Here is a 26,859-nt window from a genome sequence, read left to right on the forward strand (position 1 = left end):
ATATGAAAGATCAACCCTCGCCCATACGCGAAACCGACGACGATGCCCGCAAGCTTGCGCGCGTGCTTCTGCGCTCCGCGCGGCACGCGGCGATTGCCGTTCTCGACCCCGAGACCGGCTTCCCCTTCGCCAGCCGCGTGCTGGTCGCGACCGATATTGACGGCACCCCCGTCATCCTCGTTTCGAAACTGTCGGCCCATACCAGGGCGCTTGCCAAGGACCCGCGCGCCTCACTCCTGACCGGCGAGCCGGGCAAGGGCGATCCGCTCGCCCACCCTCGCCTGACAACCCAATGCCTGGCTGAACCCGTCGAGCGCGGCAATGCGTTCTACGAGCGCATCCGCACGCGTTTTCTCGCTCGCCACGCCAAGGCGAAGCTTTATCTCGACTTTCCTGATTTCCTGTTCTTCCGTCTCAAGCCGAAACGGGCCAGCTTCAATGGCGGCTTCGGCCGCGCCTACCTGCTCGACGCAAACGATCTCATAATCCAGTCGTCCGCGAATGAAGAAGTCGCCGCCGGGGCGGCAGAAGCAGTGCGAGATTTAGTAGCGCGCTACCCCGATGTGACCGAGACCCTCGCTATCAGGCTAAAGGCGCCGGAATCGGCTTCTTGGCGCATTTGTGGTATCGATCCCTCAGGTTTCGACATGATTTCCGGCGATTATCTGCTGCGATACGAATTCGAAACCCTCATAGGGGATGCCGATCACATTTGTTCAAACATATCTAAAATAGCATACTCGATACCTTAAATTTAGGTATATACAATCTTCGACCTCAGTTGCTAGTTTCTGGCGTCGGTCAAAATCCCGACTGGCGGCCAGTGCCCACATGAATGATGTACGTTTCGCATTAGGAAGATAACAATATGGACACCACGGATTTGGCCGATCACACCAATGTGGCGGCAGCGTTATTATCGGCCATGGCCAACCCGAAGAGATTGCTGATCCTGTGTAGCCTCGTGAAGGGCGAAGTGGCCGTCGGCGTGCTTGCAACGCAGGTCGGCCTCAGCCAGTCGGCTCTTTCCCAGCACCTGTCGAAACTGCGCGCTCAAAAGCTGGTCAAGACCCGCCGAGACGCACAAACCATTTATTATTCGAGCACCTCCGAGCCGGTGATGAAGATCCTGGCGACGCTCGAAGACATCTATCTCGTGCAGAATCGGAACAGATCCGCCGCTTGATGATAGCGCTGACATGAATGTCGGCCGATGTCGTGGCGTAAGGGGATGTTCCCGGAGACGCGACAACGATATTTCAGCACCTGAACCTTATGGCACGACCGGCAAACCTTGCGATTTGCCGGTCGTGCCTTTTTAACTTCGCCTGTCGGCCCCGAGCTATTCCCAGATTGATTGGAGCAACTCGAACCTCCCGCCCCGGTGGCTCTCGGGCGTTTTCCCCGTTGACGCCTCGGGAAGCCCTGATAATTTGACCGGGCAGTCAAAATTTGGGCGTGAAGCCCCGGAAAGGGCCGTCAGCGGCCAGGAGAACAGATGTCCAATCGCCTCAATGCACCGAACGATCTCCGCGCCTTCTGGATGCCGTTCACGGCAAATCGCCAGTTCAAGAAGGAGCCGCGCATGTTCGTCGGCGCCAAGGACATGTATTATACGACCCATGACGGCCGTCAGGTGCTGGACGGCACTGCCGGCCTCTGGTGCGTCAACGCCGGCCACTGCCGCCCGAAGATCACCGAGGCGATCCGTGAGCAGGCCGGCGAGCTCGATTACGCCCCGGCCTTCCAGCTCGGCCACCCTAAGGCCTTCGAACTGGCAAACCGCCTGGTCGACATTGCTCCCGAAGGCCTGAACCACGTTCTCTACACCAATTCCGGATCCGAATCCGTCGAGACGGCGCTCAAGGTGGCGCTCGCCTATCACCGCGTGAAGGGCAATGGGTCTCGCTTCCGCCTGATCGGCCGCGAGCGCGGCTATCACGGCGTCAACTTCGGCGGCATTTCCGTCGGCGGCATCGTCAGCAATCGCAAGATGTTCGGCACGCTGCTGACCGGCGTCGATCACATGCCGCATACCCACCAGCCCGGCAAGAACAACTTCACCCGCGGCGAGCCCGAGCATGGCGGCGACATCGCCACTGAGCTCGAGCGTATCGTCACCCTGCATGATGCCTCCACCGTTGCCGCCGTCATCGTCGAGCCGGTGGCCGGGTCCACCGGCGTCCTGATCCCGCCGAAGGGCTACCTGCAGAAGCTGCGCGAGATCTGCACCAAACACGGCATCCTTCTGATCTTCGACGAGGTCATCACCGGCTTCGGCCGCCTCGGCGCGCCCTTCGCCGCGCAATATTACGACGTCAAGCCCGACATGATCACCGCAGCCAAGGGACTGACCAATGGCGTCATTCCGATGGGCGCCGTCTTCGTCACCTCCGAAATCCATGATGCCTTCATGAACGGTCCGGAGCATATGATCGAGTTCTTCCACGGCTACACCTATTCCGGCAACCCGATCGCCTCCGCCGCCGCCCTCGCCACGCTCGACACCTACAAGGAAGAGGGGCTGCTAACACGCGCCGCCGAGCTTTCCGATTACTGGGCCGACGCGCTGCATTCACTGAAGGACTGCCCCAATGTCATCGACATCAGGAACACCGGCCTGATCGGCGCGATCGAACTCGATCCGATCGCTGGCGAGCCGACCAAGCGGGCCTTCACCGCTTTCCTGAAAGCCTATGAAACCGGCCTGCTGATCCGCACCACCGGCGATATCATCGCACTCTCTCCGCCGCTGATCATCGAGAAGCACCACATCGATGAACTCTTCGGCAAGCTGCGGACCATCCTGCAGAACAATATCTGAGAAAGTTCTCAAGCTTTCGGCATCATCGCCTGCGGCGGGCGCAAGTCCACGCAGGCCTTTTTTGATGGATCCACCTCAGGTCACGGCGGCGACCGACAGGCAGAGGGCGAATTTCTTCAGAAGCCGGCGATCGAAATGCCCTTCGTTACCAAGCATCCATTTCAGTGCCTGGCTGGCGCTCCATGGCGCCCTGTAGGGTCGCACCGAGGTGACGGCGTCATAGACGTCGCAAATCGCCGCAAGGCGCGCATGGAAGCTGACCTGCGTCTCGGAAAGTTTGCGGGGATAACCCTTGCCGTCGATCCGCTCATGATGGTTGAGACAAACGTCGAGAACGATCTCCGGCATGCCTTCCTGACGCGACAGGATTGCGTGTCCCTTTTCCGGATGGTCGCGGATCATCTTGATCTCGTCTTCGTCCAGGCGTCCTTCCTTGTTGAGCACCTCGAGCGGAATTTCGAGCTTGCCGACGTCGTGCAGCAATCCTGCTGTGCCGAGCATCTGCACGGTTGTCTCGTCAAGTCCGAGATGGCGGCTGAAAAGGATCATCAGCGCACTCACAGAAATGGAATGCAGGAACGTCACCTCGTCCCTGGATTTCAGGCGCGTAACGCTTAGGAAGACGGTCGGGTTCTGATCGATCGACTTGGAGACCGAGGAAATCACCGGCGCCACCTGATCGACGCTGATCCCATCGCCATGCTGCAACCGACCGAAAACGTTCTCCAGCACCTGCACGGATTTCTGAATCGTCTCGTGTGCGGCCTTGGTGTCGATCTCGATATTGCCAGTTGGCAGGCCATCAATATCGACGCCCCTGCTGGTATTGATGACTACGCCTGGAATGCCACTCTTGCGAAGAGTCAGGGCATCCATTTCACGGCGCAGGAGAAATCTTCTCTTGGACAGAAGAGGATCTTGCCACACACCCTCGATCGCCTCGACAAACATTCCGGTGCGCACCTGTCTGGCTTCGATACGCTTGAGCATGCAGATCTCTGTTCCTGAAATATCTCTCTGTTTATCGTCGACCGTTTTTGCATCGCAGCAATATATGCACGAACAATGATTCTACTCTGATTGGTAGAATCAAATGTTAATCTCAAACAAAATTGAAGTTCCAGATACGAGAGAACATCCGCTCATCCCTTATATGGGCTCCCCGAGCCTCCTCCGAAAAGCGGAAGACAGGGCCGGATCGAACGATTTTCGACGAAACCGTGCCGCCCTGCCTCGATTTTCGTTTCATTTTGTTATCATCTTGCGGAATCTCACCAAAATTCTTAGAAATCTTGCCGTTGCATCCATCCGAGCCAAATATGGCCGGAGGACGTATTGATCGCGCCGAAATCGATCGTCCTTGGCACAGCCTAGCGCTGTTGAACGATCCGGAAAGCCGGCGTAGCACCTCATCGCGGGTCAATGACCCCATCCAAGGAGACAGACTATGACCCTCAAGACATTGACGGCGACCCTCGTTGCGTCGCTCGCCTTTGCACCGCTTGCTCACGCCGATATCACCATCGGCCTGATTGCGCCGCTGACCGGTCCCGTCGCCGCCTATGGCGACCAGGTAAAGAACGGCGCTCAGACCGCCGTCGACGAGATCAACAAGAAGGGCGGCATTCTCGGCCAGAAGGTTATCCTCGAATTGGCCGACGATGCCGGCGAACCCAAGCAGGGTGTTTCCGCCGCCAACAAGGTCGTCGCCGACGGCATTCGCTTCGTCGTCGGCCCGGTCACCTCGGGTGTCGCCATTCCGGTGTCGGACGTGCTGGCTGAAAACGGCGTGCTGATGGTCACTCCGACTGCGACGGCCCCCGACCTGACCAAGCGCGGTCTTACCAACGTGCTGCGCACCTGCGGGCGCGACGACCAGCAGGCCGAAGTTGCCGCCAAATACGTGCTGAAGAATTTCAAGGACAAGCGCGTCGCCATCGTCAACGACAAGGGCGCCTACGGCAAAGGCCTCGCCGACGCCTTCAAGGCGACGCTGAACGCCGGCGGCATCACCGAAGTCGTCAACGACGCGATCACCCCTGGTGACAAGGACTTCAGCGCGCTCACCACCCGCATCAAGTCGGAGAAAGCCGACGTCGTCTATTTCGGCGGTTACCACCCCGAAGGCGGCCTGCTCGCCCGCCAGCTGCATGACCTCGCCGCCAACGCCACGATCATCGGTGGCGACGGCCTCTCCAACACCGAATTCTGGGCAATCGGCACGGATGCCGCCGCCGGCACCGTCTTCACCAACGCCTCGGACGCAACGAAGAGCCCGGATTCCAAGGCCGCAGCCGAGGCGCTCGCTGCCAAGAACATCCCGGCCGAAGCCTTCACGCTCAACGCCTATGCCGCTGTCGAAGTGCTGAAGGCCGGCATCGAGAAGGCCGGCAGCGCCGAGGATGGTGCAGCCGTCGCGGCCGCTCTGAAGGACGGCAAGGAGATCCCGACCGCTATCGGAAAGGTCACCTATGGCGAAACCGGCGACCTGACCTCGCAAAGCTTCTCGCTCTACAAGTGGGAAGGCGGCAAGATCGTTTCCGCCGAGTAAGCCACGACATCGAGACAGCGACCGGGCGCCACCACGGCGCCCGGTTTTGTTTGCAGGCATCGCATGTCGCCGCAGATCGGCTATAACTTCGGAATCGGTTGCAATGTGAGCAATGCCATGACCAGCAGACTTGAGCGTTTCATCGACCAGGGCGTCGGCCGCATGCCGGCCGATATCGTGCTGAAGGGTGGGCACTTCTTCGATCTCGTCACCGGCGAACTCGTCCAGTCGGACATCGCCATCGGCGGCGATCGCATCGTCGGCACTTCGGGCAATTATCAGGGTGAAACCGAGATCGACATATCGGGAAAAACAGTCGTTCCCGGCTTCATCGACACGCATCTGCACATCGAATCTTCGCTCGTCACACCGCATGAATTCGACCGCTGCGTTCTGCCCTACGGCGTCACCACCGCGATCTGCGATCCGCACGAAATCGCCAATGTGCTCGGCGCAGCCGGCATCGAGTTCTTTCTCCAATCCGCGCTCGAGACGATCATGGACATCCGCGTCCAGCTCTCCTCCTGCGTTCCGGCAACCCATCTCGAAACCTCCGGCGCCGATCTGCCGATCGAGCGCCTCCTGCCCTTCCGCCACCATCCGAAGGTCATCGGCCTTGCCGAATTCATGAATTTCCCCGGCGTGATCCACAAGGATCCCGTCTGCATGGCCAAGCTCGACGCCTTCCAGGGCGGCCACATCGACGGTCACGCGCCGCTGCTGACCGGCAACGACCTCAACGGTTACCTCTCGGCTGGCATCCGCACCGAGCATGAATGCACGACCGCCACCGAGGCGCTGGAAAAGATCCGCAAAGGCATGCATATCCTCGTGCGCGAGGGCTCGGTATCCAAGGATCTTGCCGCGCTGATGCCCATTATCACCGAGCGGCTTTCACCCTTCCTGGCGCTCTGCACCGACGATCGCAATCCGCTCGATATCGCCGAACAGGGCCATCTCGATCACATGATCCGCACGGCGATCGCAAGCGGCGTCGAGCCCTTGGCGATCTACCGCGCCGCCTCGATCTCGGCCGCCCGCGCCTTCGGCCTCAGGGACCGGGGCCTGGTCGCGCCGGGCTGGCGCGCCGACCTGGTGGTACTCGAGAGCCTGGAAGATTGCCGTGCCGACATGGTCTTTTCCGCCGGTCGCCGCGTCACCGATGCGCTCTTTTCCTCACGCAGACCGGTTGCACCGATCGGCCTCGACAGCGTCAAGGCCCGGCCCGTCAACGCCGCCCATTTCGGCGTGCCGGTCGCCGAGGGCGAAACGCCAGTTATCGGCGTCATGCCGGGCAAGATCATCACCGAGCATCGCCGCTACCGCCTGCCCGTCAGGGGCAACGAGACGGCGGTCGACCTTGCCAACGACATCATCAAGGTCGCCGTCATCGAGCGCCATGGCAAGAACGGCAACCACGCCAACGGCTTCGTCCAGGGCTTTGGCCTGAAGAAAGGCGCGATCGCCTCCACCGTCGGCCATGACAGCCACAATATCTGCGTCGTCGGCGTCAGCGAGGAAGACATGGCGCATGCCGCAAACCGCCTCGGCGAGATCAAGGGCGGCTTCGTCGTTGTCGAAGATGGCAAGGTTACCGGCGAAATCGCCCTGCCCATCGCCGGCCTGATGAGCCTCGAGCCCTATGAAACGGTCCGCGATACGCTGCACCATCTGCGTAAGGCCGCCTTCGCTCTCGGCGCCACGTTGGAGGAACCCTTCCTCCAACTCGCCTTCCTGCCGCTGCCGGTCATCCCGCACCTGAAGATCTCTGACCGCGGCATGGTGGATGTGGACAAGTTCGCACTGATCGGGTGATACAACTGATATGGCATACGAGATTTCGTGAGAGCGGATATCCAAATCTCAAACCGCGTGATGCCTCGTCGTCAGTTCAAGCCCGATCTCCTGCGCGGCGATAGCGTGGACATCAGACCCGCGCACAGAACCCGTCCAGCGCCGCAAGCTTCACCAGCCCCGAAGCCGACACCGGTTCAAAGCCCGGCATCTCAAGCGGTTCGCCCAGCACCAAGCCCCCAGGCAGGCGGAATTCCGCTGGCTTGCGCGTCAGGTTGAAAACGAAGAGCAGTTTTTCCCCGTCCTTTTCGCGGGTGAAGACGAGCAGATCCTGGTTGGTGCCGATGAAGGTCATCTCGCCGTCGATCAGCGCCGCGTGTTTTTTTCGGAATGCGAGCGTCTTGCGGTAGTGATGCAGCACCGAGCTGTCGTTCCCCTCCTGCGTATCCACGGAAAGTGCCGCCTGCTCGTAAGGCACCGGCAACCAGCTCTTTTCTGCAGACGTGAAGCCCGCATGCGCCTTGCCGGCCTCCCAGGGCATCGGTGTGCGGCATCCGTCGCGGCCTTTGAAGGCCGGCCAGAAGCGGATGCCGTAGGGATCACGCAGATCCTCGAAGGCGAGCTCCGCCTCCGGCAGACCGAGCTCCTCGCCCTGGTAGAGGCAGATCGAGCCGCGCAACGCCGCAAGCACCGAGATCGCCAGCTTGGCGATGACGGGCCGCTCATCGGCCGTCAGCGCAAAGCGGCTGACATGGCGCATGACGTCGTGGTTTGAAAAAGCCCAGCAGACCCAGCCGTCGGTCACTGACTTCTGGAAAGCCTCGACGCAGCCGCGAATATGCTCGGCGGTGAAATCCGGTCCCAAGAGGTCGAATGTGTAGCACATATGCAGCTTATCGCCGCCGCTGGTATAGGCGGCCACCGTCTTCAGCGAACGCCCGCCGTCGCCGACTTCACCGACGGTCGTACGATCCTCGTATTGGTCAAGCAGCAACCGGAAGCGTTTGAGGAAATCGACGTTTTCCGGTTGCGTCTTGTCGTAGAGGTGGTTTTGCATGCCATAGGGATTGCTGTCGGGCGCATCGAGGCCGGCATGATCCTCATCAGGCTCATGCGGCGGATTGCTTCTGAGCTGCTTGTCGCAGAAATAATAGTTGACGGTATCCAGCCGGAAGCCGTCGACGCCGCGGTCGAGCCAGAACTTCACCGTCTCCAGCACCGCATCCTGCACGGACTTGCTGTGGAAATTCAGGTCCGGCTGCGAGGTCAGAAAATTGTGCTGGTAATATTGCCGGCGCACGCCGTCCCACTCCCAGCCCGGCCCGCCGAAGATCGACAGCCAGTTATTCGGCGCCGTGCCATCCGGCTTCGGGTCGGCCCAGACATACCAGTCCGCCCTGGGATTGGTCCGGCTTGTCCGGCTCTCGACGAACCACGGATGCCGGTCGGACGTGTGCGAGATTACCTGATCGATGACGACCTTGATGCCGAGCCCGTGCGCCTCGGCCATCATCTCGTCGAAATCGGCGAGCGTCCCAAAGATCGGGTCGACATCGCAATAATCGGAAACGTCATAACCCATGTCGGCCATCGGCGACTTGAAGAAGGGCGAAAGCCAGATCGCGTCGACGCCGAGGCTGGCAATATGCGGCAGCCGGCGGGTGATCCCCTTGAGGTCGCCGAGCCCGTCGCTGTTGGTGTCCTGAAACGAGCGCGGGTATACCTGATAGATCACCGCGCCGCGCCACCAGTCCGCACTCCCGCCTGCTTGCAATGCCATCGACTAAATCTCCTGCCTCGTCTGCGCCGCCACACTAAAGCGGACGGGGCAAAAGACAACCAGGGTGGGGCCTTAATGGAGGCGGTTAGGAGGGCAGCGACGCGTCGTCGCGATCCGACAAGGAGGAGACGCATATAGGCTTATCCACAACCCGTTTCCAGCGTCCGGATTTGGGGTTGCAACGCGATTCCTTTGCGATAAGGTGCGCGCTGACCTGCACGTAAGAGGTCAAACGTCGGGAACAGATGTCTAATAAAGGCGCAAAGCCTAGAAAGGTGGACCCACCATGAACCAGTTCACGAAAAAATTTCTCGCCTCTGCAATGCTTGGCACATTGCTGGCGTTTTCGGCGCATGCCGCCACACTGAATATTCACAATGGTGGCGACCCGCAGTCGCTCGATCCGCAGAAGCTTTCCGGAGACTGGGAAAATCGTATCGCCGGCGACATCTTCGAAGGTCTGGTCACCGAGGACGCCAAGGATAATCCGGTCCCCGGCCAGGCAGAAAGCTGGACGATTTCGCCTGATGGCAAGGTTTACACCTTCAAACTTCGCGACGGCATCAAGTGGTCCGATGGCCAGCCGGTAACGGCGGGAGACTTCGTCTTCGCCTTCCAGCGCCTCGTCGACCCGAAGAACGCCGCCGATTATGCCTATCTGCAGTTCACCATCAAGAATGCCGAAAAGATCAACAAGGGTGAGATCACCGATCTCAACGAGCTCGGCGTCAAGGCGATCGATGACAAGACACTCGAAATCACCCTTGAAAATCCGACCCCCTATTTCCTCAATGCCCTGATGCATTACACCGCCTATCCGCTGCCCAAGCACGTCGTCGAGGCGAAGGGGCAGGATTGGGTCAAGATCGGCAACATCGTTACTAACGGTCCGTATAAGCCGGTCGAATGGGTTCCGGGCTCGCATGTCACCACGGTCAAGAACGACCAGTGGTACGGCGCCAAGGACCTGAAGATCGACGGCGCGAAGTTCTTCGTGCTCGAAGACCAGGAAGCCGCGCTGAAACGCTACCGCGCCGGCGAATTCGATATCCTCACCGACTTCCCGACCGACCAGTACGAGTGGATGAAAAAGAACCTGCCTGGCCAGGCGCATGTGGCGCCCTTCTCCGGCCTCTACTACTACGTCATCAATTCGACCAAGCCGCCCTTCGCCGACAAGCGCGTGCGCCAGGCTCTCTCCATGGCGATCAACCGCGAAGTCATCGGCCCGCAGATTCTCGGCACCGGCGAACTGCCGGCCTATTCCTGGGTTCCGCCGGGTACCGCAAACTACGGCGAACCGGCCTACGTCTCCTGGAAGGACCTTCCTTATAAGGACAAGGTCGAAGAAGCCAAGAAGCTGCTGAAGGAAGCCGGTTTCGGCCCGGATCATCCGCTGACTGCCGAGCTCAAATACAACACCAACGACAACCACAAACGCATCGCCGTTGCGATCGCCTCGATGTGGAAGCCGCTCGGCGTCAATGTCGAACTCGTCAATGCCGAGACCAAGGTGCACTATGACCAGTTGCAGCGCGGCGAGGTGCAGATCGGCCGCGCTGGCTGGCTCGCCGATTACAACGATCCGGACAATTTCCTGAATCTCCTGGTCACAGGCGTCCAGATGAACTACGGCCGCTGGTCCAATCCCGAGTACGACAAGTTGATCAAGGACGGCAACGCCGAGACGGATCTGAAAAAGCGCGCCGAAATCTTCAAGAAGGCCGAGCAGCTGGCGCTGGATGATTCCGCCGCCCTGCCGATCTACTACTACGTTTCGAAGAACGTCGTTTCTCCGAAGATCGAAGGCTTCGTCGACAACATCCAGGACATCCACCGCACCCGTTGGCTGTCGATGAAAGAGTAAGGGAAAACGGTCCTTCTCGCGCACTGCTGGAAGGACCGGCCCACGACCATGATCAAATACGCCCTCCGTCGATTGCTTTCGACGATCCCCGTTCTGTGGATCGCCGTCACAGCCTGCTTTTTCGTTTTGCGCCTTGCCCCCGGCGGCCCGTTCGATGGCGAAAGGCCATTGCCGCCGGTGATCCTGAAGAACCTCGCGATCCACTACAATCTCGACAAGCCGTTGATTCAGCAGTACCTGATCTATGTCGGTGACCTGCTCCGGGGCGATCTCGGCCCCTCCTTCGCCAGCGAGGATTTTACCGTCGCACAGCAGATCATGATCGGTCTGCCCTACACCTTCACCATCGGCACGGCCGCCTTCGTGCTCGCCATCATCATCGGCGTCGCCGTTGGCTGTCTTGGGGCGCTCTACCAGAACAAGACGCCGGATTACATTCTCGGTGCTCTCATCCTGGTCGGCGTCGTGCTGCCGAACTTCCTGATCGCGCCGATCCTGCAGCTTATCTTCGGCATCCATCTCGCCTGGTTTCCGGTCGGCGGCTGGGGTGACGGCTCGATCAAATACCTGGTCCTGCCGATCGTCGTTCTGGCTCTGCCGCATGCAGGCCGCATCTCGCGCATCACCCGTGGCTCGATGATCGAGGTGATGAACCAGAACTTCATCCGAACAGCCAAGGCCAAGGGCATCGGCCCGCGGCTGACGGTAATGCGTCATGCGCTGAAACCGGCGTTGATGCCTGTCGTCTCCTATCTCGGGCCGGCGGCAAGCTATCTTCTCACTGGTTCGCTCGTTGTCGAAAGCATCTTCGGATTGCCCGGCATCGGCCGCTACTTCGTCAACGCAGCGCTGAACCGCGATTACGGCATGGTTCTCGGCACGGTCATTTTCTACATGGTGCTGATCGTATTCCTGAACCTTCTGGTCGATATCGCCTATGCCTGGCTCGACCCGAAAGTGAGAAACCGATGATCCTCAACCCCGCAAAACGCGAGCTGCTCGCCCAGGAGCTTCTGGAAGCGGAGGGCCTGGCACCCGAAGGCCGTTCGCTCACTAAGGATGCACTGCGCCGTCTCGGGCGCAACAAGGCGGCCGTCCTATCGATCGTGGTCCTGGCGCTGTTGATCCTCGCCGCCTTCCTCGGCCCCTGGTTCATTCCTTTCAACTACGAGGATCCTGATTGGGCCGCCTTCCGCATCCCGCCCTCGATTGAGACCGGCCATTATTTCGGCACCGACCCGAACGGCCGCGACCTTCTCGCTCGCGTGCTTTACGGCACCCGCATCTCCCTTGCTGTGGCGCTGACGGCGACCGTCGTCTCGGTCGTCATCGGCGTACTTTACGGTGCGATTTCGGGCTATATTGGCGGCAGGCTGGACGCGATCATGATGCGCTTCGTCGACATCATGTACGCGTTCCCCTACATCCTCTTCGTCATCCTGCTGATGGTAATTTTCGGCCGCAACGTCTATCTGCTTTTCGCCGCGATCGGCGCGCTGGAATGGCTGACCATGGCCCGCATCGTGCGTGGCCAGACGCTGTCGATCAAGCACCGGGAATTCATCGAGGCGGCCCGTGCCTCCGGGCAGAGACCGCTCAAGATCATCCTCAAGCACATCATTCCGAACCTCGTCGGACCCGTAGTGATCTTCGCAGCACTGACCGTGCCCGAGATCATCGCCACCGAAAGCTTTCTTTCCTATCTCGGCTTCGGCGTCCAGGAACCGCTGACCTCGCTCGGCACGCTGATCGCCGAGGGGAGCGATGCCATGGAAAGCATGCCGTGGCTGCTGATCTTCCCGGCAAGCTTCCTCGTGGCGCTACTGCTCAGTCTGCTCTTCATCGGCGACGGCCTGCGCGATGCGTTCGACCCGAAGGATCGCTAGAATGCCCCATGAAACGCAGAAAGAAATACTCCTTGAACTCAAGGACTATTCGATCACCTTCAAAACACCTGACGGCGAGGTAAAGGCGGTCTCGAACATCAATCTCACCGTCCGGCGCGGCGAACGCATCGCCATCGTCGGCGAATCCGGCTCCGGCAAGAGCCAGACCTTCCTCGGCATCATGGGCCTGCTCGCCAAGAACGGCAGGACGACGGGCCAGGCCTTGCTCGAAGGCAAGGACGTACTGTCGCTGAAGCCGCGCGCGCTCGACCAGATCCGCGGCAAGGACATGGCGATGGTTTTCCAGGACCCTATGACCGCCTTGAACCCGTCGCTGAAGATCTCCCGGCAGCTGACGGAACAGCTCGAGGTCCACCGCGGCCTGACGGCGCGAGCTGCATCCGAGGCGGCCCTCGACATGCTGAAACGCGTCGGCATCCCCGACCCGACGCGGCGCTTCCATCTCTATCCCCATGAGCTTTCCGGCGGCATGCGCCAGCGTATCGTCATTGCCATGGCGCTGCTTACCAAACCGAAGCTGCTGATCGCCGACGAACCGACGACGGCGCTCGACGTCACCATCCAGGCACAGATCCTCGATCTGTTCAACGATCTGACGGCGGAGATGAACACGGCACTCATCATGATCACCCACGATCTCGGCGTCGTCGCCGGCCTCGCCGACCGCGTCGCCGTTATGTATGCCGGCCGCATCGTCGAGGAAGCGCCCGTCGACGAACTCTTCGACAACCCGGCCCATCCCTATACGGCGGCGCTTCATGCCTCGATCCCGCGGCCGGACCAGGATGTCGACGATCTCGTCGTCATCCCCGGGCGCCCGCCGAACCTGCAGCACCTGCCGAAGGGCTGCAATTTCTCGCCGCGCTGTTCCCAGGTCCAGGACGATTGCATCGACCGTCCGCCGTCACTCGAAACACTGGCGCCGCGCCACTGCGCCGCCTGCTACCATCCCTTCCCGCGTCGTGAGGAGTTGCTGAGCCATGGCTGAACGATCGCTTCTGCGGGTCGAGAACCTGACGACCCAGTTCGAACTGCCGGCGAAGGGCCTGTTCAAACCGCCGATTTTCCTCACCGCCGTCAACAATGTCAGCTTCGACCTCGCAGAAGGCCGCACACTCGGCATTGTCGGCGAATCCGGCTGCGGCAAGTCCACGCTCGGCCGCTCCATCCTGCGGCTGCTGAAATCGCAGAAGGGCCGCATCCTCTGGCAGGGCCGCAACCTTCTCGACCTGTCTGAAGAGGAAATGCGCGCCGCCCGCCGCGACATGCAGATCATCTTCCAGGATCCGATCGCCTCGCTCGACCCGCGCATGACGGTCGGCGACATCATCGCCGAGCCGCTCACCGTCTTCGAGCCGAAACTTTCGAAGGCCGGGCGCACCGAACGCGTCCGCGAGATCATGACCGCCGTCGGCCTGGTGCCGGAGATGATCAACCGTTATCCGCACGAATTTTCCGGCGGCCAGGCGCAACGCATCGGCATTGCCCGCGCCGTCATCACCAAACCGAAGCTCATCATCTGCGATGAGCCGGTTTCGGCTCTCGACGTTTCGATCCAGGGCCAGGTCATCACGCTTCTGCGCAAGCTGCGCAAGGAATTCGGCCTGACGCTGATCTTCATCAGCCACGATCTTTCCGTCGTGCGGCTGATCTCCGACGATGTTCTGGTGCTCTATCTCGGCAGGGTGGTGGAAGCCGGCGACTGCGCCACCGTCTTCGATCATCCGGCTCACCCCTATACGCAGGCGCTGTTTTCCGCAGCACCGATCCCGGATCCGAAGCTCGCGCGGCTGCGCACCCGCATCCGCCTGCAGGGCGATCCGCCCTCGCCGCTCAACCCGCCGAAAGGCTGCGTCTTCTCGCCGCGCTGCTGGAAGGCGACCGATATCTGTCGCACCGAAATGCCGCCGACCGAGGAAGTCCGCCCCGGTCAGAAGGCCGCCTGTTATCATATGGACAGGCCATGAGCGGCCACGCAACTTCAGGATGAAGCGCTTGGAAAAGCGGACTTATTTTGGGTTCTAAAATCCCCGATAAGAAAGATTTATCCGCGCACGTGCTATTTCTTTCCCGCCCAATCAAGGGCTGGGGAACGCATATATGAGATCGAAACTATCAGGATTGATCGCGGTTGCGGCCGCGATTATCGCTGCCTCCGCCGCTTCGTCGCATGCCGAAGATCTGAAGTTCAAGCTGACCAACGGCACGAACTCCGTCCTGGCGCGCTTCTACAGCGCTCCAACCGGCGTCGACAACTGGGAAGAGGACGTCTTCGGCGATGAAGTTCTCAATCCGGGCGAAAGCATGGACATCACCATCGCCGATGGCCGCACCGTCTGCAAATACGATATGCGCTTCGAGTTCGAGGAAGGATCAAACCTCGAAACCACCGAAGATACGCAGGATCTTTGCCAGATGGGCAGCTACACCATCCACGAATAGGCAGCCCTCGCAGCGCCCGCCTTCGCCGCGTCTCGAGGGCGGGCTTTTACCTCCCGCGATATCGGCGCCAATGATATCAGCGCTTGTCACTCTGGCTGGCTCCGCGTATCAGCGATGAAGAGCAATGCCGGGAGGGCAAGGTGAGCAGACGGTTTCTATCGATCGGTGAATGCATGGTGGAACTCTCGCAGGCAGGTGACGGCCTGCTGCGCAAAGGTTTCGCCGGCGATACGTTCAACACCGCTTGGTATGCCCGCGCCTGCCTTGCCGCCGACTGGTCGGTCGATTATTTCACCGCCCTCGGCGAGGACGCCATGTCGGATGAGATGGTGGCCTTCATCGACAAGGCAGGCATCGGCACCAGCCTTATTCACCGCATCAAGGGCAAGACGCCCGGCCTTTACATGATCAACCTGAAAAACGGCGAGCGCTCCTTCAGCTACTGGCGCGATAATTCGGCTGCCCGCAGCCTCGCGGCCGACCCGGATCGCCTGCGTGAGGCGGTGGAAAGCGCTGATGTCGTCTATTTCTCCGGCATCACCCTTGCCATCCTGCCGCCGGAGGATGCCACGACGCTGCTCGCCGAAATCCGCCGCGCCAAGGCCGCCGGCAAGCTGGTGGTGTTCGACCCGAACATCCGCCCCCGCCTGTGGTCGAGCTATGACATCATGCACACGACGATCAGCGAGGGCGCTCGCTCGTCCGTGCTCGTGATGCCGAGCTTCGACGACGAGGCCGCCCATTTCGGTGATGATTCCATCGAGGCGACGATCCACCGCTATCACGGACTCGGCGCCGCCGACGTCGTCGTCAAGAACGGCGCGGATGGGGTGAGATTGAACTTTGCCGGCGAAGAGAGCTTCGTTCCGGCCGAAAAGGTGGAGAAGGTGGTCGATACCACCAGCGCGGGCGACAGTTTTAACGGCGCCTTCCTCGCACACTATCTTGAAACAGAGGACGCAACCGCAGCAGCCGGCTTCGCCGCAAGCGTTGCAGCCCACGTCGTCAGTGAACACGGCGCGCTGGTGGCAAAGGACAAGCTTGGATTGAAGGGCGGCTGACCCGCACGCGCAAGCGCGCTCGCCTGTTGAAGTTTTTGCCCCGGGTTGCGGGGATAAAAAATCAGGACTTCGTCGGCCGATCGGACTCGCGAACCGCCTCGTCATGATACCAGCAGCTGTCAAGCGCTGCGTCGCAGACGTCGGCTGCCTCGCGTTCCATCAGCCGGGCGCGTTCGAACCGATTGGCGGTCCGCGTCGGCTTAACGGGAAACTGGTAGATCGTTGCAGATTCACGGTGGAAACCGGTGGGCATGAGATCGCCTCCATTCAGTTCGGCGCATCAACATTCAAGGCTACGACCATAACACGGTGCCCATAGTTTATGCAAATTGCACAAATTATATGCATCAATATATTATGATGGATCGATATGCTGTCTGCGCCGAGAGCGTCCGCCTATTTGTTCAACACTTCATCACTCCCAAGTTAACGCCGAAATTTTCATCCGGTTCCGCAGCGAAAAACTCGGTTTCCTGCTGATGATACGGCCTTCCCCCGTCAAAACGGGGTGGTTTCGGCAAAAGAAAACGCATGTTGGCCTGCCGATTTGCGATTTTTTCTTCTCCCTCAGCCAAACTGGCACGCTACGTGCTTTTAAAGTGTCATCCCCTGGCGGTCGGATGCGCTTTACGCGCCGAAATCGCTTCCGGATTTGCTCACCTTTGTCGCATTGAGAGAGTCACGATGACAAAATATAAGCTCGAGTATATTTGGCTCGATGGGTACACTCCGGTACCGAACCTGCGTGGCAAGACGCAGATCAAGGAATTCGACGTATTCCCGACGCTGGAACAGCTTCCGCTCTGGGGCTTCGACGGTTCGTCGACCATGCAGGCCGAAGGCCGCAGTTCCGATTGCGTGCTGAAGCCCGTCGCCATCTATCCCGACCCGGCCCGCACCAACGGCGCGCTCGTCATGTGCGAAGTCATGATGCCCGATGGCGTCACGCCGCACTCGAGCAACGCTCGCGCAACCATTCTCGACGATGAAGATGCCTGGTTCGGTTTCGAGCAGGAATACTTCTTCTACCAGAACGGCCGTCCGCTTGGCTTCCCCGAGCAGGGCTACCCGGCTCCGCAGGGTCCATATTACACCGGCGTCGGCTATTCGAACGTCGGCGACGTCGCCCGTGAAATCGTCGAAGAACATCTCGACCTCTGCCTCGCTGCCGGCATCAACCACGAAGGCATCAATGCCGAAGTGGCCAAGGGCCAGTGGGAATTCCAGATTTTCGGCAAGGGCTCCAAGAAAGCCGCCGACCAGATCTGGATGGCTCGCTACCTGCTGCAGCGCCTGACCGAAAAGTACGGCATCGACATCGAGTATCACTGCAAGCCGCTCGGCGACACCGACTGGAACGGTTCGGGCATGCATTGCAACTTCTCGACCAAGTTCATGCGCGAAGTCGGCGGCAAGGCCTATTTCGAAGCGCTGATGGCGCAGTTCGAAACGAACCTGATGGACCACATCGAAGTCTACGGTCCCGACAACGACAAGCGCCTGACCGGCAAGCACGAAACGGCACCGTGGAACAAGTTCTCCTACGGCGTTGCCGACCGTGGCGCTTCGATCCGCGTCCCGCACTCCTTCGTCAAGAACGATTACAAGGGCTATCTGGAAGACCGCCGTCCGAACTCTCAGGGCTGCCCCTACCAGATCGCTTCGCAGGTTCTGAAGACGATTTCGGAAGTTCCGACTGCAAGCTCGGCTTCCGCCGCCGCTTAACCTTCCAAACGGCGCCGGTCCACGACCGGCGCCGTCGTTCGTTCCGCACGAAAGCCGCGATCGACCGCTGACATAATCGCGGGAATCCGGCGGCTGAAAGCCCTGCAACCGCTGGCATGCGGCTGTAATATTTCCATCATGATCATGCCTCAAAATAGGCAGGCGGGAATCGCCGTTCCGGAACCCCGCTTTGGGGCTAAGCGTTGCATATCGAGGCAACGCGGATGGAAATTGTGACATGCTGCAACGTCCAGCAAACACTCATCATGGCGAGAGCTGGGCCAATGCTACAGCCGCCGGCAACCTGCCTGAACGTCTGGTGATCGTCACCGATGCCTGGCATCCGCAGGTCAACGGCGTCGTGCGCTCGATCGAGAACACCAACCGCGAATTGGCGACGATGGGCGTTGCGGTTTCGATGGTCACGCCGGAGCGCTTCAACAGCATCCCCTGCCCGACCTATCCCGAAATCCGCCTGTCGATCGCCAATTACCGCCGCATCGCCCGCGAGATCGAAAAACACAATCCTTCCTATGTGCATATCGCCACCGAAGGCCCGCTGGGGCTGACCGCTCGCCGCTGGTGCCTGCGTAAGGGCATGCCCTTCTCCACCAGCTATCACACGCGCTTTCCCGAATATGTTTCCGCCCGCTTGCCGATACCGCAGAGCTGGCTTTATGCCTTCGTACGCTGGTTCCATAATGGCGGCGCTGGGTGCATGGTCGCGACGCCGAGCCTTGCTCGCGAGCTTGCTGCACGCGGCATCAAGAACCTCATGCCCTGGACCCGGGGCATTGACGCCACGCAATTCCATCCGATGCCTCTTGAAGAGAAGCCATTCGGCCTTCCTCGCCCGATCTTCATGACGGTCGGCCGCGTGGCCCTGGAAAAGAACCTGCCGGCCTTTCTTGATCTCGACCTGCCGGGTTCGAAGGTTGTGGTGGGCGAAGGCCCGGCACGCGCCGAGCTGGAGCAGCGGTATCCCGAGGTGCACTTTACCGGCGTGAAATTCGGCGAGAATCTGGCGAACGCCTATGCCCAGGCCGATGTCTTTGTCTTTCCCTCGCTCACCGACACTTTCGGCAACACCATCCTCGAAGCGCTGGCATCGGGCGTGCCGGTCGCAGCCTATCCGGTCACCGGCCCGCTCGATATCATCGGCGAAGACAGCGACGTCGGCGCGCTGGACCAGGACCTTCAGGCCGCTTGCCTTGCCGCGCTTTCCGCCTCGCGCGGCAAGGCGCGCGAGCTTGCCATGCAATATTCCTGGGAAGCGGCGACGCTGCAGTTCATCAACAACATCCGCGCTGCCAACGGCGTCATCACGCCGAAATGGAAGAAGGCTTGGCAATTTGCCAAGTCACTTCCAAGAAGCAGAAAGCCCGGCGAAACCGCCGGGCCTCTCCCCTCCGCGGACTAATCCGTCCTACTTGTGCAAAGCGTTGCGAAGCGTGTCGTTCGCAACCGCAATCGCGCTGCGTGCAGCAGGCGTTTCGGCAATGGCGTTCAAGAGCACGAAATCGTGGATCGTGCCGTTGTAACGCATTGACGTGACTCGGACGCCAGCCTGGCTGAGTTTGCGGGCATAGGCCTCGCCCTCGTCGCGCAGCACGTCGTTCTCGTCGACGATGACCAGCGCCGGCGGCAGGCCGTTCAACTGCTCCAACGAGGCTTGCAGCGGCGAAGCCGTCGGCTCCTTGCGCTTGGCTTCGTCGGGCAGGTAGGCGTTCCAGAACCACTTCATCGCTTCCTTGGTCAGCCACGGGCCATTGGCGAACTGGTTATAGGAACCGTTGTCGAAATTGGCGTCCGTGACCGGGTAGAACAGCACTTGCTGGTCGATGGCGGGACCGCCGCGCTCCTTGGCAAGCAGCGTCACCACCGCCGCCATGTTGCCACCGACGCTGTCGCCTGCGACCGCGAGCCTGCCGGCATCGACGTTGAGCTCCTTGGAATGCTCGGCGACATATTTGGTTGCGGCATAGGCCTGCTCGATGGCAACGGGATAACGGGCCTCCGGCGAGCGTTCGTAATCGACGAAGACGACGGCGGCATTGGCGCCGTTGGCGATCTCGCGCACCAGCCGGTCATGCGTATCCGCATCGCCGAGCACCCAGCCGCCGCCATGGAAATAGAGGATGACCGGCAGCGTGCCATTGGCCTGTTCCGGGCGGACGATACGCAGCTTGATGCTGCCGGTCGGGCCTGTTTTGATGACCTTATCCTCTTCCTGCGCCGCAGGCTTCTTCACATCGCCCTTCTGCGCGCCGGCCAGAACATTGCGGGCATCGGTCGGCGATAGCGTATAGATCGGCTTGCCGCCGGCAAGGCCATCGATGAACTTCTGCGTTGTCGGCTCGAGTACCGGATCAGCAAGCGCGCCGGCGGCGGAGGCTGCCAGGAGTGCTGCTGCGGAAACTGCGGTCTTGATGGTCGACATTGTCTTGTCCTCTCGGTTCCGTGTTCGGCGTAAACACGGCTTTTGTATCGCGCACGACTATTTATTGCACAATTTACATATCCGCATATCTGCCATGCCAAAAAGACGCTTGCGATTATTTATCGTACGATATAAACTCGCTCAGTTCTGGAGATGACCATGCAGGATCAGCTGAAGCTCGACGATTTCATCTGCTTCGCCGTCTATACGGCAAGCCATGCGCTGAACCGCGTTTACAAGCCGCTTCTCGACGCACTCGGCCTCACCTATCCGCAATATCTGGCCATGGTCGCGCTGTGGGGACAGGACGGCCAGACCGTCGGCGGCCTCGGCGAAAAGCTCTTCCTGGAATCGAGCACGCTGACCCCTCTGCTCAAACGCCTGGAAAGCGCCGGCTATATCAGGCGCGAACGCAGCCGCGAGGACGAGCGCGTCGTCGTCATCCGCCTCAGCGAAGAAGGCAAGCGGCTGAAGGAAAAAGCGACTGGCATACCGGGCTGCATCGCCGAGGCCAGCGGTCGCGATGCAGCGGATCTTACTCGGCTACAGGCTGAGATCGTGGCGCTACGCGAGGCGCTGAATAAGAGCGTGGCTTAGGTTCAAGACGATCGAGATAGGTCGTACCTGGGGTTACCCCCTCTGCCCTGCCGGGCATCTCCCCCACAAGGGGGGAGATCGACTCGCGGATAGCATCTCCCCAAACAATTGATGCTGGAGCGAGCGGGTCCGCCCAGCCGATCTCCCCACCTGTGGGGGAGATGCCCGGCAGGGGTAACCCCAGGCACGACGCGAACGGATATTCCACAAACGCCAACTGGCGCCCCAAGAACCCCTACGTCCGCCTCTTCTTGCCTTCAAACGGATTCTCAGCCGAACGGAAATGAATACGGATCGGCACGCTCGGCATGTCGAAATCGGCACGCAGCCCGTTAATCAGATAACGCGTATAGGATTCCGGCAGCGCGTCGGAGCGCGTGCAGGAAATCATGAAGGCCGGCGGGCGAGCCTTGACCTGCGTCATGTACTTCAGCTTGATGCGGCGGCCGGAAACGGCCGGTGGCGGATGCTGGATCTGTTGCGTTTCTAGCCAGCGATTGAGCTTCGCCGTCGAAATGCGCTTGTTCCAGATCATGTCGGTGTCGATGATCGACTGCATCAGCTTGTCGAGGCCCCAGCCGGTCTGGCCGGAGATCGGCACCGCGCGGATGCCCCGTGCCTGCGGCAGCAGCCGATCGGTCTTTTCGCGAAGGTCCGCAAGCACCGCCTGCCGGTCCTCGATCATATCCCACTTGTTGAAAGCGAGAACGGCCGCGCGGCCCTCGCGCAGCACCAGGTCGACGATCTGCAGGTCCTGCTTCTCGAAGGGGATCGTCGCATCGAAGACGATCACCACTGTCTCAGCGAAACGGATGGCGCGCAACGCGTCGGCGACAGAGAGCTTTTCCAGCTTCTCGATCACCCTGGCCTTGCGTCGCATGCCTGCCGTATCGAACATCTTGATGGTGCGGCCGCGCCAATCCCATTCGACCGAGATGGAATCGCGAGTGATGCCCGCCTCCGGCCCGGTCAAAAGCCGGTCCTCACCGAGGAAACGGTTGATCAGCGTCGACTTGCCGGCATTCGGCCGCCCGACGATCGCCACGCGCAAAGGCTTGGTGTCGTCATAGGCAGGCTCTTCGTCCTCATCGCTGCCCTCGCCTTCAGACTGAGGAATGTCGACGTTGGTGACGGCGACCTCCTCCTTCGCCGGATAAGCCCGGTCCTTGCCGATAGCCTCGACGATCGCATCACGCAGATCGAGCATGCCCTCGCCGTGTTCGGCCGAAATCGGCGTCGGCTCGCCAAGCCCGAGCGTGTAGGCGTCGTAGAAGCCGCTGTCGGAGCCGCGCGCCTCGGATTTGTTGGCGACGAGAACCACCGGCTTGCCGCGCCGGCGCAGCATTTCGGCAAGATCGGTATCGACGGGCGTCAATCCGCTCTTAGCGTCGACGATGAAAAGCGAAAGATCCGCCTCGTCGATCGCCGCTTCCGTCTGGGCGCGCATCCGACCCTGCAGGCTTTCCGCGTCGGCCTCTTCCAGACCGGCCGTGTCGATAATGGTGAAGGTCAGGCCCATCAGCCGCGCATCACCCGGACGGCGGTCGCGGGTCACACCCGGCGTGTCATCGACGAGCGCCAGCTTCTTACCCACCAGGCGGTTAAAAAGGGTCGACTTGCCGACATTCGGACGACCGACGATCGCGACCGTGAAACTCATTCTTTTTCCTTAAAACTCAGCCCTGCGCGGCGGGCGCCTTGCCGGATGCGGTGATGAGATCAAGCATCATGTGGGCGCGATTGGCAACATTGCGCGGGCTGTCGGTATCATCGACGATCGACTGGAACCACTGCCGAGCCTGCGCCATGTTGCCGCCCTTAAAGGAAGCAAGGCCGAGCGCTTCGCGTGCCGAATGGCGGAAAGCGTTGCCTGGGACGGCCATTTCCTCGATCGCGGCCGAAACCTGTTCGTAAGAGCCGTTTTCGATGAGCAGCCAGCCGGCCCGCATTTTGGCGGCATCGCGCACGGCGGCCGGAACACCATTGTCCCTGCCGATCTCGTTGAAGGAAGCGATCGCCGCAGCGGTATCGCCCTTCTGGACTTCGACAGTCGCGGCCCGCATGCGCGCCAGCACCGGATAAGCGCCGTGGCCTTCCTTTTCGAGCTTGTCGAGCGCGGCCAGCGCCTCGTCATTCTTGTTCTCGTCGGCAAGCTTCATCGCCGCCAGGAACTGGTCACCGGCGCCCGAGGAGCGGGTATCGTCCCAATATTCGAAGAGAACCTTGCCGGCGGTGCCGGCGACGATCAGGATGGCGACGACGATGATATAGCGGCCGAACCGGCGCCAGACGCCCTTCATCTGGTCGGAGCGCAATTCCTCATTGACTTCACGGATGAAGCTGTCGTCGTTGAATGCCATTCTCGTCTCCGGCCGCGGAAATACCTATACGTTGTGCAAAACGCACATTGTCGGGCCTTCTACTCCATTTTGCCGCCGTTGTAAGGGGGATATGAAAGATTAGAGCGCCGCGCGTCTTTTCAGACGCGCCAAGGACGCTCTAACACTTTGAATCCGCGTATAATCCTTTCCAAAAATCGGAATCGATTTTCGGGGGTATGCGCAGGTCACATGGCGAGCGGCGAAACGCCGATCAGCCATTCGTGCAGCTTCCAGATGATCAGCGCCCAGACGACGATGCCGATGATAACGGCATAGAGGTCGTATTTGGCCGAGACGAAGGGCCGAAGCACGATCTCGCCCGCCCGCTGCCGTCTTTTCAGCGAGATGCGCAGGATGACGCCCCAGGCGAGGAAGGCCGCAAACAACAGCACCGACGACGTTTCACCATTGGCGAGCAGATGGGCAAGCGCCCAGATTTTCACCGACAGCACCATCGGATGTTTGGTCTTGGTGGCGATATGCCCCGCCGGCAATAGCGAGGCGACGAGACAGATCATTGCGATCAGCATCAGCGTGATCGTGATATGCGCCATCCAGACCGGCGGATTGTAAAGCATTCCGGTTACTTCACGCGCCCGCCCGAAGCCGTAGATCAATAGGATCAGCGTCGCCAGACTCGCGATGGAATAGGCCGCCCGCCACCCCTTTTCGCCGAGGCTTGCGATCATCGAACGGCGGAAGCCGGGCGATACCACCCGCACCAAATGCACCCCGAGGAAAAGTATAATGCCGACGATAAGCAAAGTCATTGCGGGTCCCTTCCGTGCCGTTTGTCATGGCTTACCGGCTGGCGTGAAAAAATGCCAGTAAGACCGCAGCTTCGCCGCAATTCTATCGGAGGGAAATCGCGAACAAATTGTCGCGGTGTCCATGTCTCGTCATCTCCTCTCCACCTGTCTGGCTGTGTCGTTCCTCCTGCCGACGATGGCAGAGGCGGCCGACCGGCCGAAACAGCTGGTCATCATTTCGTTCGACGGCGCCCACGACAATGCGCTCTGGCTGAAGAGCCGCGAGATGGCCGCGAAGAACGGCGCCCACTTTACCTATTTCCTCTCCTGCACTTTCCTGATGAACGAGGCGGCGAAGAAGGCCTACCAGGCGCCGCATCAGAAGCGCGGCAAATCCAATGTCGGCTTCGCCCAGAGCGACGACGAGATCCGCGAAAGGCTCGGCAATATCTGGCACGCCCATCTCGAAGGCCACGACATATCGAGCCATGCCTGCGGCCATTTCGATGGCCGTCTCTGGAGCGAGGCCGACTGGTCGGCCGAATACGCCACCTTCCACGCGACGTTGAAAAATGCCTGGACAAGCGTCGGCCTCCAGGAGCCGGCCGGCTGGCGGGATCTGGTCGACCATGGCATCAAGGGTTTTCGCGCACCCTATCTTTCCGCAACGGCGGGCGCCGATATGATCGCCGCCGAAAAGAAGGCGGGTTTCAGCTATGACGCAAGCCTCGTCACCAAAGGTCCGGCCATGCCGGTCGAGGAAGACGGCATCATCCGCTTCGGCCTGCCGCTGATCCCCGAGGGCCCGAGCGAAAAGCCGATCATCGGCATGGACTACAATCTCTTCGTCCGCCATTCCAAGGGTGAAGAAGACAGAGTGGACAGCGCTGCCTTCGAGGAGCGCGCCTATTCGGCCTTCAAAGAGGCTTTCGACAAACAATATGCCGGCGGCCGCACCCCCCTCCAGCTCGGCTTCCACTTCGTCGAAATGAACGGCGGCGCCTACTGGCGCGCCCTCGACCGGTTGGTCGGCGACGTCTGCCATCGCGCCGACGTCGCCTGCGTCAGCTATTCCGAAGCGATCTCGCTGATCGAGGCCCGCGGGAAATTGCAGCAGTCGTCAGGGCTGTAATAAGTTATTTTTGGAATGAGGTGTGGTGCCGTGTGGGGCCCTCATCCGGCTGCCGCCACCTTCTCCCCGAGGGGAGAAGAGACAAGCAGCGGCGCCTCGACTCCCTCTTCTCCCCGGCGGGGAGAAGAGGGCCCGCAGGGTCGGATGAGGGGCCGCACGGCATGCCGTCATCGAATGCCCACGTGCCCTTCCCCATCCAGGCAACCCCACTCATCAACCGTCGGCGTGCACGACACCAGCATCACGCTCCAGATAACGCTGGTCGATATCCGGCAGCGGCTCATCGTCGATTGCTGCCTCGAAGGCCTTGAGGCGTTTGTGGATGGAGAGCAGTTCGATGATCGTTGTCCAGGAGTTGACGAGATACTGGAACGAGTTGCTGACCTGCCCGAAGGCGGTCGAGATCTGCTGGAAGATACCGTAGGTGATAGTGCCCGCCACGATCGTCGGCACCAGCATGAAGACCACGAAGAGTGCGTCGGCCTGGATATAGAAATAGCGGGCGACATTGAAATACATGTAGTGGAAATACATGCGGTAGTAGTTGCGGCGAACGTTGCCGAAGAGTTCGGTGACGGTCAGCGGCTGAGCCCGTTCCGCATGGTCCTCGCCATAGACCAGTTCTTTACGATAGGCCGCTTCGACGCGCTGGTTGCGGAAGTTCAGGCCCGGCAGCTTGACACCCGCGACCGCCAGCAAAACCGTTCCGAACGCCGACCAGAAGAGCGCCAGCCAGAAGAGCGAATTCGCCACCGGCCCAATGAACGGTAGTTCCGTCACATAATGCGACAGCGCCAGAAGGATCGGAAGGAATACCACGAGCGTCATCACCGAGTTGATGAGGCTGATGCCGAGACCTTCGAGCGTGCTCGAAAAGCGCATCGTGTCTTCCTGAACGCGCTGCGAGGCGCCTTCGATGTGCCGCAGCTTTTCCCACTTCGACATGTAGAAATTGTTCATCGCCGTGCGCCAGCGGAAGATATAGTGGCTGGTGAAAAAGTCGGTCATGATCGACACGAACATGCTGAGGAACGCGATCTGACAGAAGACCCACATTAAGCTATAAAAATTGTCGACGGAAATGCCTGGCTGCTTCGACAATGCGTTCTGCAGCAGGTCGCCGAATGGCCGGCGCCAGTTGTTGATCACGACGCTGATCTGGACGCCGAAATAGGTGACGAAAATAATCAGCGCCGAACCCCAGATCGACCACAGCTTCCAAGGGTGGTGCAGCGCCTTCAGATGCCATGCGCCGCAGAAGATCACCGCCGTAAGGAAGAAATAGCTGTAGAACCAGACATTTTCGGGCAGCAGGAAGAACGACAGGTCGATCGGCTGCTGTTCCTCGGCGACCGGCGCATAGCCGAGCGATGCACCGAGATTAGCGGCAAAGAGATACCAGCCGGCGATGGAAATCAGCGTCCAAACAACAAGCGAGGTAAAGAACGCCTTCGGCTGCGGAAAAAAGGAATGAAACACGGGGAGCTTTGCTTTCCTGAACTGTGAGTGTCGGGAGTGTCACGGAACACTGATTTTGCCGGAAACTAAGGCAGTTCGAAGGAAGCAGCAATGGGTTCGGCCCATTGTTACGGAGATGTAACGGGTTAGA

General features: G+C 60.3%; 24 protein-coding genes. 16 read left to right on the top strand and 8 right to left on the bottom strand.

Going from position 1 to position 26,859, the window contains the following annotated elements; all coding sequences use genetic code 11:
* Positions 1 to 2: 2 nt before the first annotated feature.
* The 3 genes from J3O30_RS16490 (at position 3) to J3O30_RS16500 (ending at position 2,824) form a co-directional block, all read left to right on the top strand.
* A complete protein-coding gene (locus J3O30_RS16490; RefSeq protein WP_207581342.1) occupies positions 3 to 752 on the top strand; it encodes a pyridoxamine 5'-phosphate oxidase family protein in 750 nt (249 codons plus the stop codon).
* Positions 753 to 868: 116 nt separating this feature from the next.
* Positions 869 to 1,186 carry a metalloregulator ArsR/SmtB family transcription factor gene (locus tag J3O30_RS16495; RefSeq protein WP_164013673.1) on the top strand — a complete coding sequence of 106 codons (318 nt, stop codon included), beginning with the start codon at positions 869 to 871 and terminating at the stop codon, positions 1,184 to 1,186.
* 312 nt (positions 1,187 to 1,498) lie between these two features.
* Complete coding sequence (locus J3O30_RS16500; protein ID WP_164013674.1) at positions 1,499 to 2,824, top strand: aspartate aminotransferase family protein; 1,326 nt, start codon at positions 1,499 to 1,501, stop codon at positions 2,822 to 2,824.
* A 75-nt stretch (positions 2,825 to 2,899) separates the two neighbouring features.
* On the opposite strand, the gene J3O30_RS16505 is transcribed toward J3O30_RS16500, so the two are convergent.
* Positions 2,900 to 3,814, bottom strand: coding sequence for an HD-GYP domain-containing protein (locus J3O30_RS16505; protein ID WP_207581343.1), 915 nt, complete (start codon positions 3,812 to 3,814; stop codon positions 2,900 to 2,902).
* A 457-nt stretch (positions 3,815 to 4,271) separates the two neighbouring features.
* Between J3O30_RS16505 and J3O30_RS16510 the strand changes: the two genes are divergently transcribed.
* Entirely contained in the window at positions 4,272 to 5,375 is a 1,104-nt protein-coding gene (locus tag J3O30_RS16510; protein WP_207581344.1) for a branched-chain amino acid ABC transporter substrate-binding protein, read from the top strand.
* Positions 5,376 to 5,492: 117 nt separating this feature from the next.
* Positions 5,493 to 7,190: an adenine deaminase gene (gene ade, locus J3O30_RS16515; RefSeq protein WP_207581345.1), complete on the top strand. Its 1,698-nt coding sequence runs from the start codon at positions 5,493 to 5,495 to the stop codon at positions 7,188 to 7,190.
* 112 nt (positions 7,191 to 7,302) lie between these two features.
* On the opposite strand, the gene J3O30_RS16520 is transcribed toward ade, so the two are convergent.
* Entirely contained in the window at positions 7,303 to 8,949 is a 1,647-nt protein-coding gene (locus J3O30_RS16520) for an alpha-glucosidase family protein (RefSeq protein WP_207581346.1), read from the bottom strand.
* Positions 8,950 to 9,235: 286 nt separating this feature from the next.
* On the opposite strand from J3O30_RS16520, the gene J3O30_RS16525 reads away from it, so the two are divergent.
* From J3O30_RS16525 to J3O30_RS16555, 7 genes are all read left to right on the top strand, one after another.
* Positions 9,236 to 10,816: a peptide ABC transporter substrate-binding protein gene (locus J3O30_RS16525; RefSeq protein WP_207581347.1), complete on the top strand. Its 1,581-nt coding sequence runs from the start codon at positions 9,236 to 9,238 to the stop codon at positions 10,814 to 10,816.
* A 48-nt stretch (positions 10,817 to 10,864) separates the two neighbouring features.
* A complete protein-coding gene (locus J3O30_RS16530) occupies positions 10,865 to 11,788 on the top strand; it encodes an ABC transporter permease subunit (RefSeq protein WP_207581348.1) in 924 nt (307 codons plus the stop codon).
* Positions 11,785 to 12,702 (top strand): ABC transporter permease subunit, encoded by a 918-nt coding sequence (locus J3O30_RS16535; protein WP_207581349.1) that lies wholly within the window; start codon positions 11,785 to 11,787, stop codon positions 12,700 to 12,702. The genes J3O30_RS16530 and J3O30_RS16535 overlap by 4 nt, the downstream gene beginning before the upstream one ends.
* A gap of 1 nt (position 12,703) precedes the next feature.
* Entirely contained in the window at positions 12,704 to 13,711 is a 1,008-nt protein-coding gene (locus J3O30_RS16540; protein ID WP_207581350.1) for an ABC transporter ATP-binding protein, read from the top strand.
* On the top strand, positions 13,704 to 14,690 hold the full coding sequence (locus tag J3O30_RS16545; protein WP_207581351.1) for an oligopeptide/dipeptide ABC transporter ATP-binding protein: 987 nt from the start codon (positions 13,704 to 13,706) through the stop codon (positions 14,688 to 14,690). The genes J3O30_RS16540 and J3O30_RS16545 overlap by 8 nt, the downstream gene beginning before the upstream one ends.
* Positions 14,691 to 14,823: 133 nt before the next feature.
* Complete coding sequence (locus J3O30_RS16550) at positions 14,824 to 15,165, top strand: hypothetical protein (RefSeq protein ID WP_207581352.1); 342 nt, start codon at positions 14,824 to 14,826, stop codon at positions 15,163 to 15,165.
* Between the two features lie 140 nt (positions 15,166 to 15,305).
* Positions 15,306 to 16,226, top strand: coding sequence for a sugar kinase (locus J3O30_RS16555; RefSeq protein WP_207581353.1), 921 nt, complete (start codon positions 15,306 to 15,308; stop codon positions 16,224 to 16,226).
* Between the two features lie 61 nt (positions 16,227 to 16,287).
* On the opposite strand, the gene gstI is transcribed toward J3O30_RS16555, so the two are convergent.
* Positions 16,288 to 16,479: a glutamine synthetase translation inhibitor GstI gene (gene gstI, locus J3O30_RS16560; protein ID WP_003581258.1), complete on the bottom strand. Its 192-nt coding sequence runs from the start codon at positions 16,477 to 16,479 to the stop codon at positions 16,288 to 16,290.
* Between the two features lie 431 nt (positions 16,480 to 16,910).
* On the opposite strand from gstI, the gene J3O30_RS16565 reads away from it, so the two are divergent.
* Together J3O30_RS16565 and J3O30_RS16570 are read left to right on the top strand one after the other, a co-directional pair.
* On the top strand, positions 16,911 to 17,951 hold the full coding sequence (locus J3O30_RS16565) for a glutamine synthetase beta-grasp domain-containing protein (RefSeq protein ID WP_207581354.1): 1,041 nt from the start codon (positions 16,911 to 16,913) through the stop codon (positions 17,949 to 17,951).
* Positions 17,952 to 18,189: 238 nt separating this feature from the next.
* Positions 18,190 to 19,371: a glycosyltransferase family 1 protein gene (locus J3O30_RS16570; RefSeq protein ID WP_207581355.1), complete on the top strand. Its 1,182-nt coding sequence runs from the start codon at positions 18,190 to 18,192 to the stop codon at positions 19,369 to 19,371.
* Between the two features lie 6 nt (positions 19,372 to 19,377).
* Here J3O30_RS16570 and J3O30_RS16575 read toward each other — a convergent pair whose 3' ends face one another.
* Positions 19,378 to 20,391, bottom strand: coding sequence for an alpha/beta hydrolase (locus J3O30_RS16575; RefSeq protein ID WP_207581356.1), 1,014 nt, complete (start codon positions 20,389 to 20,391; stop codon positions 19,378 to 19,380).
* Positions 20,392 to 20,550: 159 nt separating this feature from the next.
* On the opposite strand from J3O30_RS16575, the gene J3O30_RS16580 reads away from it, so the two are divergent.
* Positions 20,551 to 20,988: a MarR family transcriptional regulator gene (locus tag J3O30_RS16580; protein ID WP_207581357.1), complete on the top strand. Its 438-nt coding sequence runs from the start codon at positions 20,551 to 20,553 to the stop codon at positions 20,986 to 20,988.
* 235 nt (positions 20,989 to 21,223) lie between these two features.
* Here the strand turns inward: J3O30_RS16580 and der are convergent, their stop codons facing one another.
* The 3 genes from der to J3O30_RS16595 all read right to left on the bottom strand — a co-directional run bounded on the left by der (position 21,224) and on the right by J3O30_RS16595 (position 24,139).
* On the bottom strand, positions 21,224 to 22,648 hold the full coding sequence (gene der / locus J3O30_RS16585; protein WP_207581358.1) for a ribosome biogenesis GTPase Der: 1,425 nt from the start codon (positions 22,646 to 22,648) through the stop codon (positions 21,224 to 21,226).
* A 16-nt stretch (positions 22,649 to 22,664) separates the two neighbouring features.
* Positions 22,665 to 23,348, bottom strand: a complete 684-nt coding sequence (locus J3O30_RS16590) for a tetratricopeptide repeat protein (protein ID WP_207581359.1) — start codon at positions 23,346 to 23,348, stop codon at positions 22,665 to 22,667.
* Positions 23,349 to 23,554: 206 nt separating this feature from the next.
* Complete coding sequence (locus J3O30_RS16595) at positions 23,555 to 24,139, bottom strand: NnrU family protein (protein WP_207581360.1); 585 nt, start codon at positions 24,137 to 24,139, stop codon at positions 23,555 to 23,557.
* Between the two features lie 121 nt (positions 24,140 to 24,260).
* Here J3O30_RS16595 and J3O30_RS16600 point away from each other — a divergent pair, with 121 nt between their 5' ends.
* Positions 24,261 to 25,250, top strand: coding sequence for a polysaccharide deacetylase (locus tag J3O30_RS16600; protein ID WP_207581361.1), 990 nt, complete (start codon positions 24,261 to 24,263; stop codon positions 25,248 to 25,250).
* Between the two features lie 213 nt (positions 25,251 to 25,463).
* On the opposite strand, the gene sbmA is transcribed toward J3O30_RS16600, so the two are convergent.
* Complete coding sequence (sbmA, locus tag J3O30_RS16605) at positions 25,464 to 26,729, bottom strand: peptide antibiotic transporter SbmA (protein WP_207581362.1); 1,266 nt, start codon at positions 26,727 to 26,729, stop codon at positions 25,464 to 25,466.
* Positions 26,730 to 26,859: the final 130 nt, after the last annotated feature.

The sequence above is a fragment of the Rhizobium sp. NZLR1 genome (assembly GCF_017357385.1).
Taxonomy (GTDB): Bacteria; Pseudomonadota; Alphaproteobacteria; order Rhizobiales; family Rhizobiaceae; genus Rhizobium.

What these genes read in the sequence shown, in the direction of transcription:
- J3O30_RS16490 (WP_207581342.1), top strand. Translation starts at nt 3, where the DNA reads ATGAAAGATCAACCCTCGCCCATACGCGAAACCGACGACGATGCCCGC.
- J3O30_RS16495 (WP_164013673.1), top strand. Translation starts at nt 869, where the DNA reads ATGGACACCACGGATTTGGCCGATCACACCAATGTGGCGGCAGCGTTA.
- J3O30_RS16500 (WP_164013674.1), top strand. Translation starts at nt 1,499, where the DNA reads ATGTCCAATCGCCTCAATGCACCGAACGATCTCCGCGCCTTCTGGATG.
- J3O30_RS16505 (WP_207581343.1), bottom strand. Translation starts at nt 3,814, where the DNA reads ATGCTCAAGCGTATCGAAGCCAGACAGGTGCGCACCGGAATGTTTGTC.
- J3O30_RS16510 (WP_207581344.1), top strand. Translation starts at nt 4,272, where the DNA reads ATGACCCTCAAGACATTGACGGCGACCCTCGTTGCGTCGCTCGCCTTT.
- ade (WP_207581345.1), top strand. Translation starts at nt 5,493, where the DNA reads ATGACCAGCAGACTTGAGCGTTTCATCGACCAGGGCGTCGGCCGCATG.
- J3O30_RS16520 (WP_207581346.1), bottom strand. Translation starts at nt 8,949, where the DNA reads ATGGCATTGCAAGCAGGCGGGAGTGCGGACTGGTGGCGCGGCGCGGTG.
- J3O30_RS16525 (WP_207581347.1), top strand. Translation starts at nt 9,236, where the DNA reads ATGAACCAGTTCACGAAAAAATTTCTCGCCTCTGCAATGCTTGGCACA.
- J3O30_RS16530 (WP_207581348.1), top strand. Translation starts at nt 10,865, where the DNA reads ATGATCAAATACGCCCTCCGTCGATTGCTTTCGACGATCCCCGTTCTG.
- J3O30_RS16535 (WP_207581349.1), top strand. Translation starts at nt 11,785, where the DNA reads ATGATCCTCAACCCCGCAAAACGCGAGCTGCTCGCCCAGGAGCTTCTG.
- J3O30_RS16540 (WP_207581350.1), top strand. Translation starts at nt 12,704, where the DNA reads ATGCCCCATGAAACGCAGAAAGAAATACTCCTTGAACTCAAGGACTAT.
- J3O30_RS16545 (WP_207581351.1), top strand. Translation starts at nt 13,704, where the DNA reads ATGGCTGAACGATCGCTTCTGCGGGTCGAGAACCTGACGACCCAGTTC.
- J3O30_RS16550 (WP_207581352.1), top strand. Translation starts at nt 14,824, where the DNA reads ATGAGATCGAAACTATCAGGATTGATCGCGGTTGCGGCCGCGATTATC.
- gstI (WP_003581258.1), bottom strand. Translation starts at nt 16,479, where the DNA reads ATGCCCACCGGTTTCCACCGTGAATCTGCAACGATCTACCAGTTTCCC.
- J3O30_RS16565 (WP_207581354.1), top strand. Translation starts at nt 16,911, where the DNA reads ATGACAAAATATAAGCTCGAGTATATTTGGCTCGATGGGTACACTCCG.
- J3O30_RS16570 (WP_207581355.1), top strand. Translation starts at nt 18,190, where the DNA reads ATGCTGCAACGTCCAGCAAACACTCATCATGGCGAGAGCTGGGCCAAT.
- J3O30_RS16575 (WP_207581356.1), bottom strand. Translation starts at nt 20,391, where the DNA reads ATGTCGACCATCAAGACCGCAGTTTCCGCAGCAGCACTCCTGGCAGCC.
- J3O30_RS16580 (WP_207581357.1), top strand. Translation starts at nt 20,551, where the DNA reads ATGCAGGATCAGCTGAAGCTCGACGATTTCATCTGCTTCGCCGTCTAT.
- der (WP_207581358.1), bottom strand. Translation starts at nt 22,648, where the DNA reads ATGAGTTTCACGGTCGCGATCGTCGGTCGTCCGAATGTCGGCAAGTCG.
- J3O30_RS16590 (WP_207581359.1), bottom strand. Translation starts at nt 23,348, where the DNA reads ATGGCATTCAACGACGACAGCTTCATCCGTGAAGTCAATGAGGAATTG.
- J3O30_RS16595 (WP_207581360.1), bottom strand. Translation starts at nt 24,139, where the DNA reads ATGACTTTGCTTATCGTCGGCATTATACTTTTCCTCGGGGTGCATTTG.
- J3O30_RS16600 (WP_207581361.1), top strand. Translation starts at nt 24,261, where the DNA reads ATGTCTCGTCATCTCCTCTCCACCTGTCTGGCTGTGTCGTTCCTCCTG.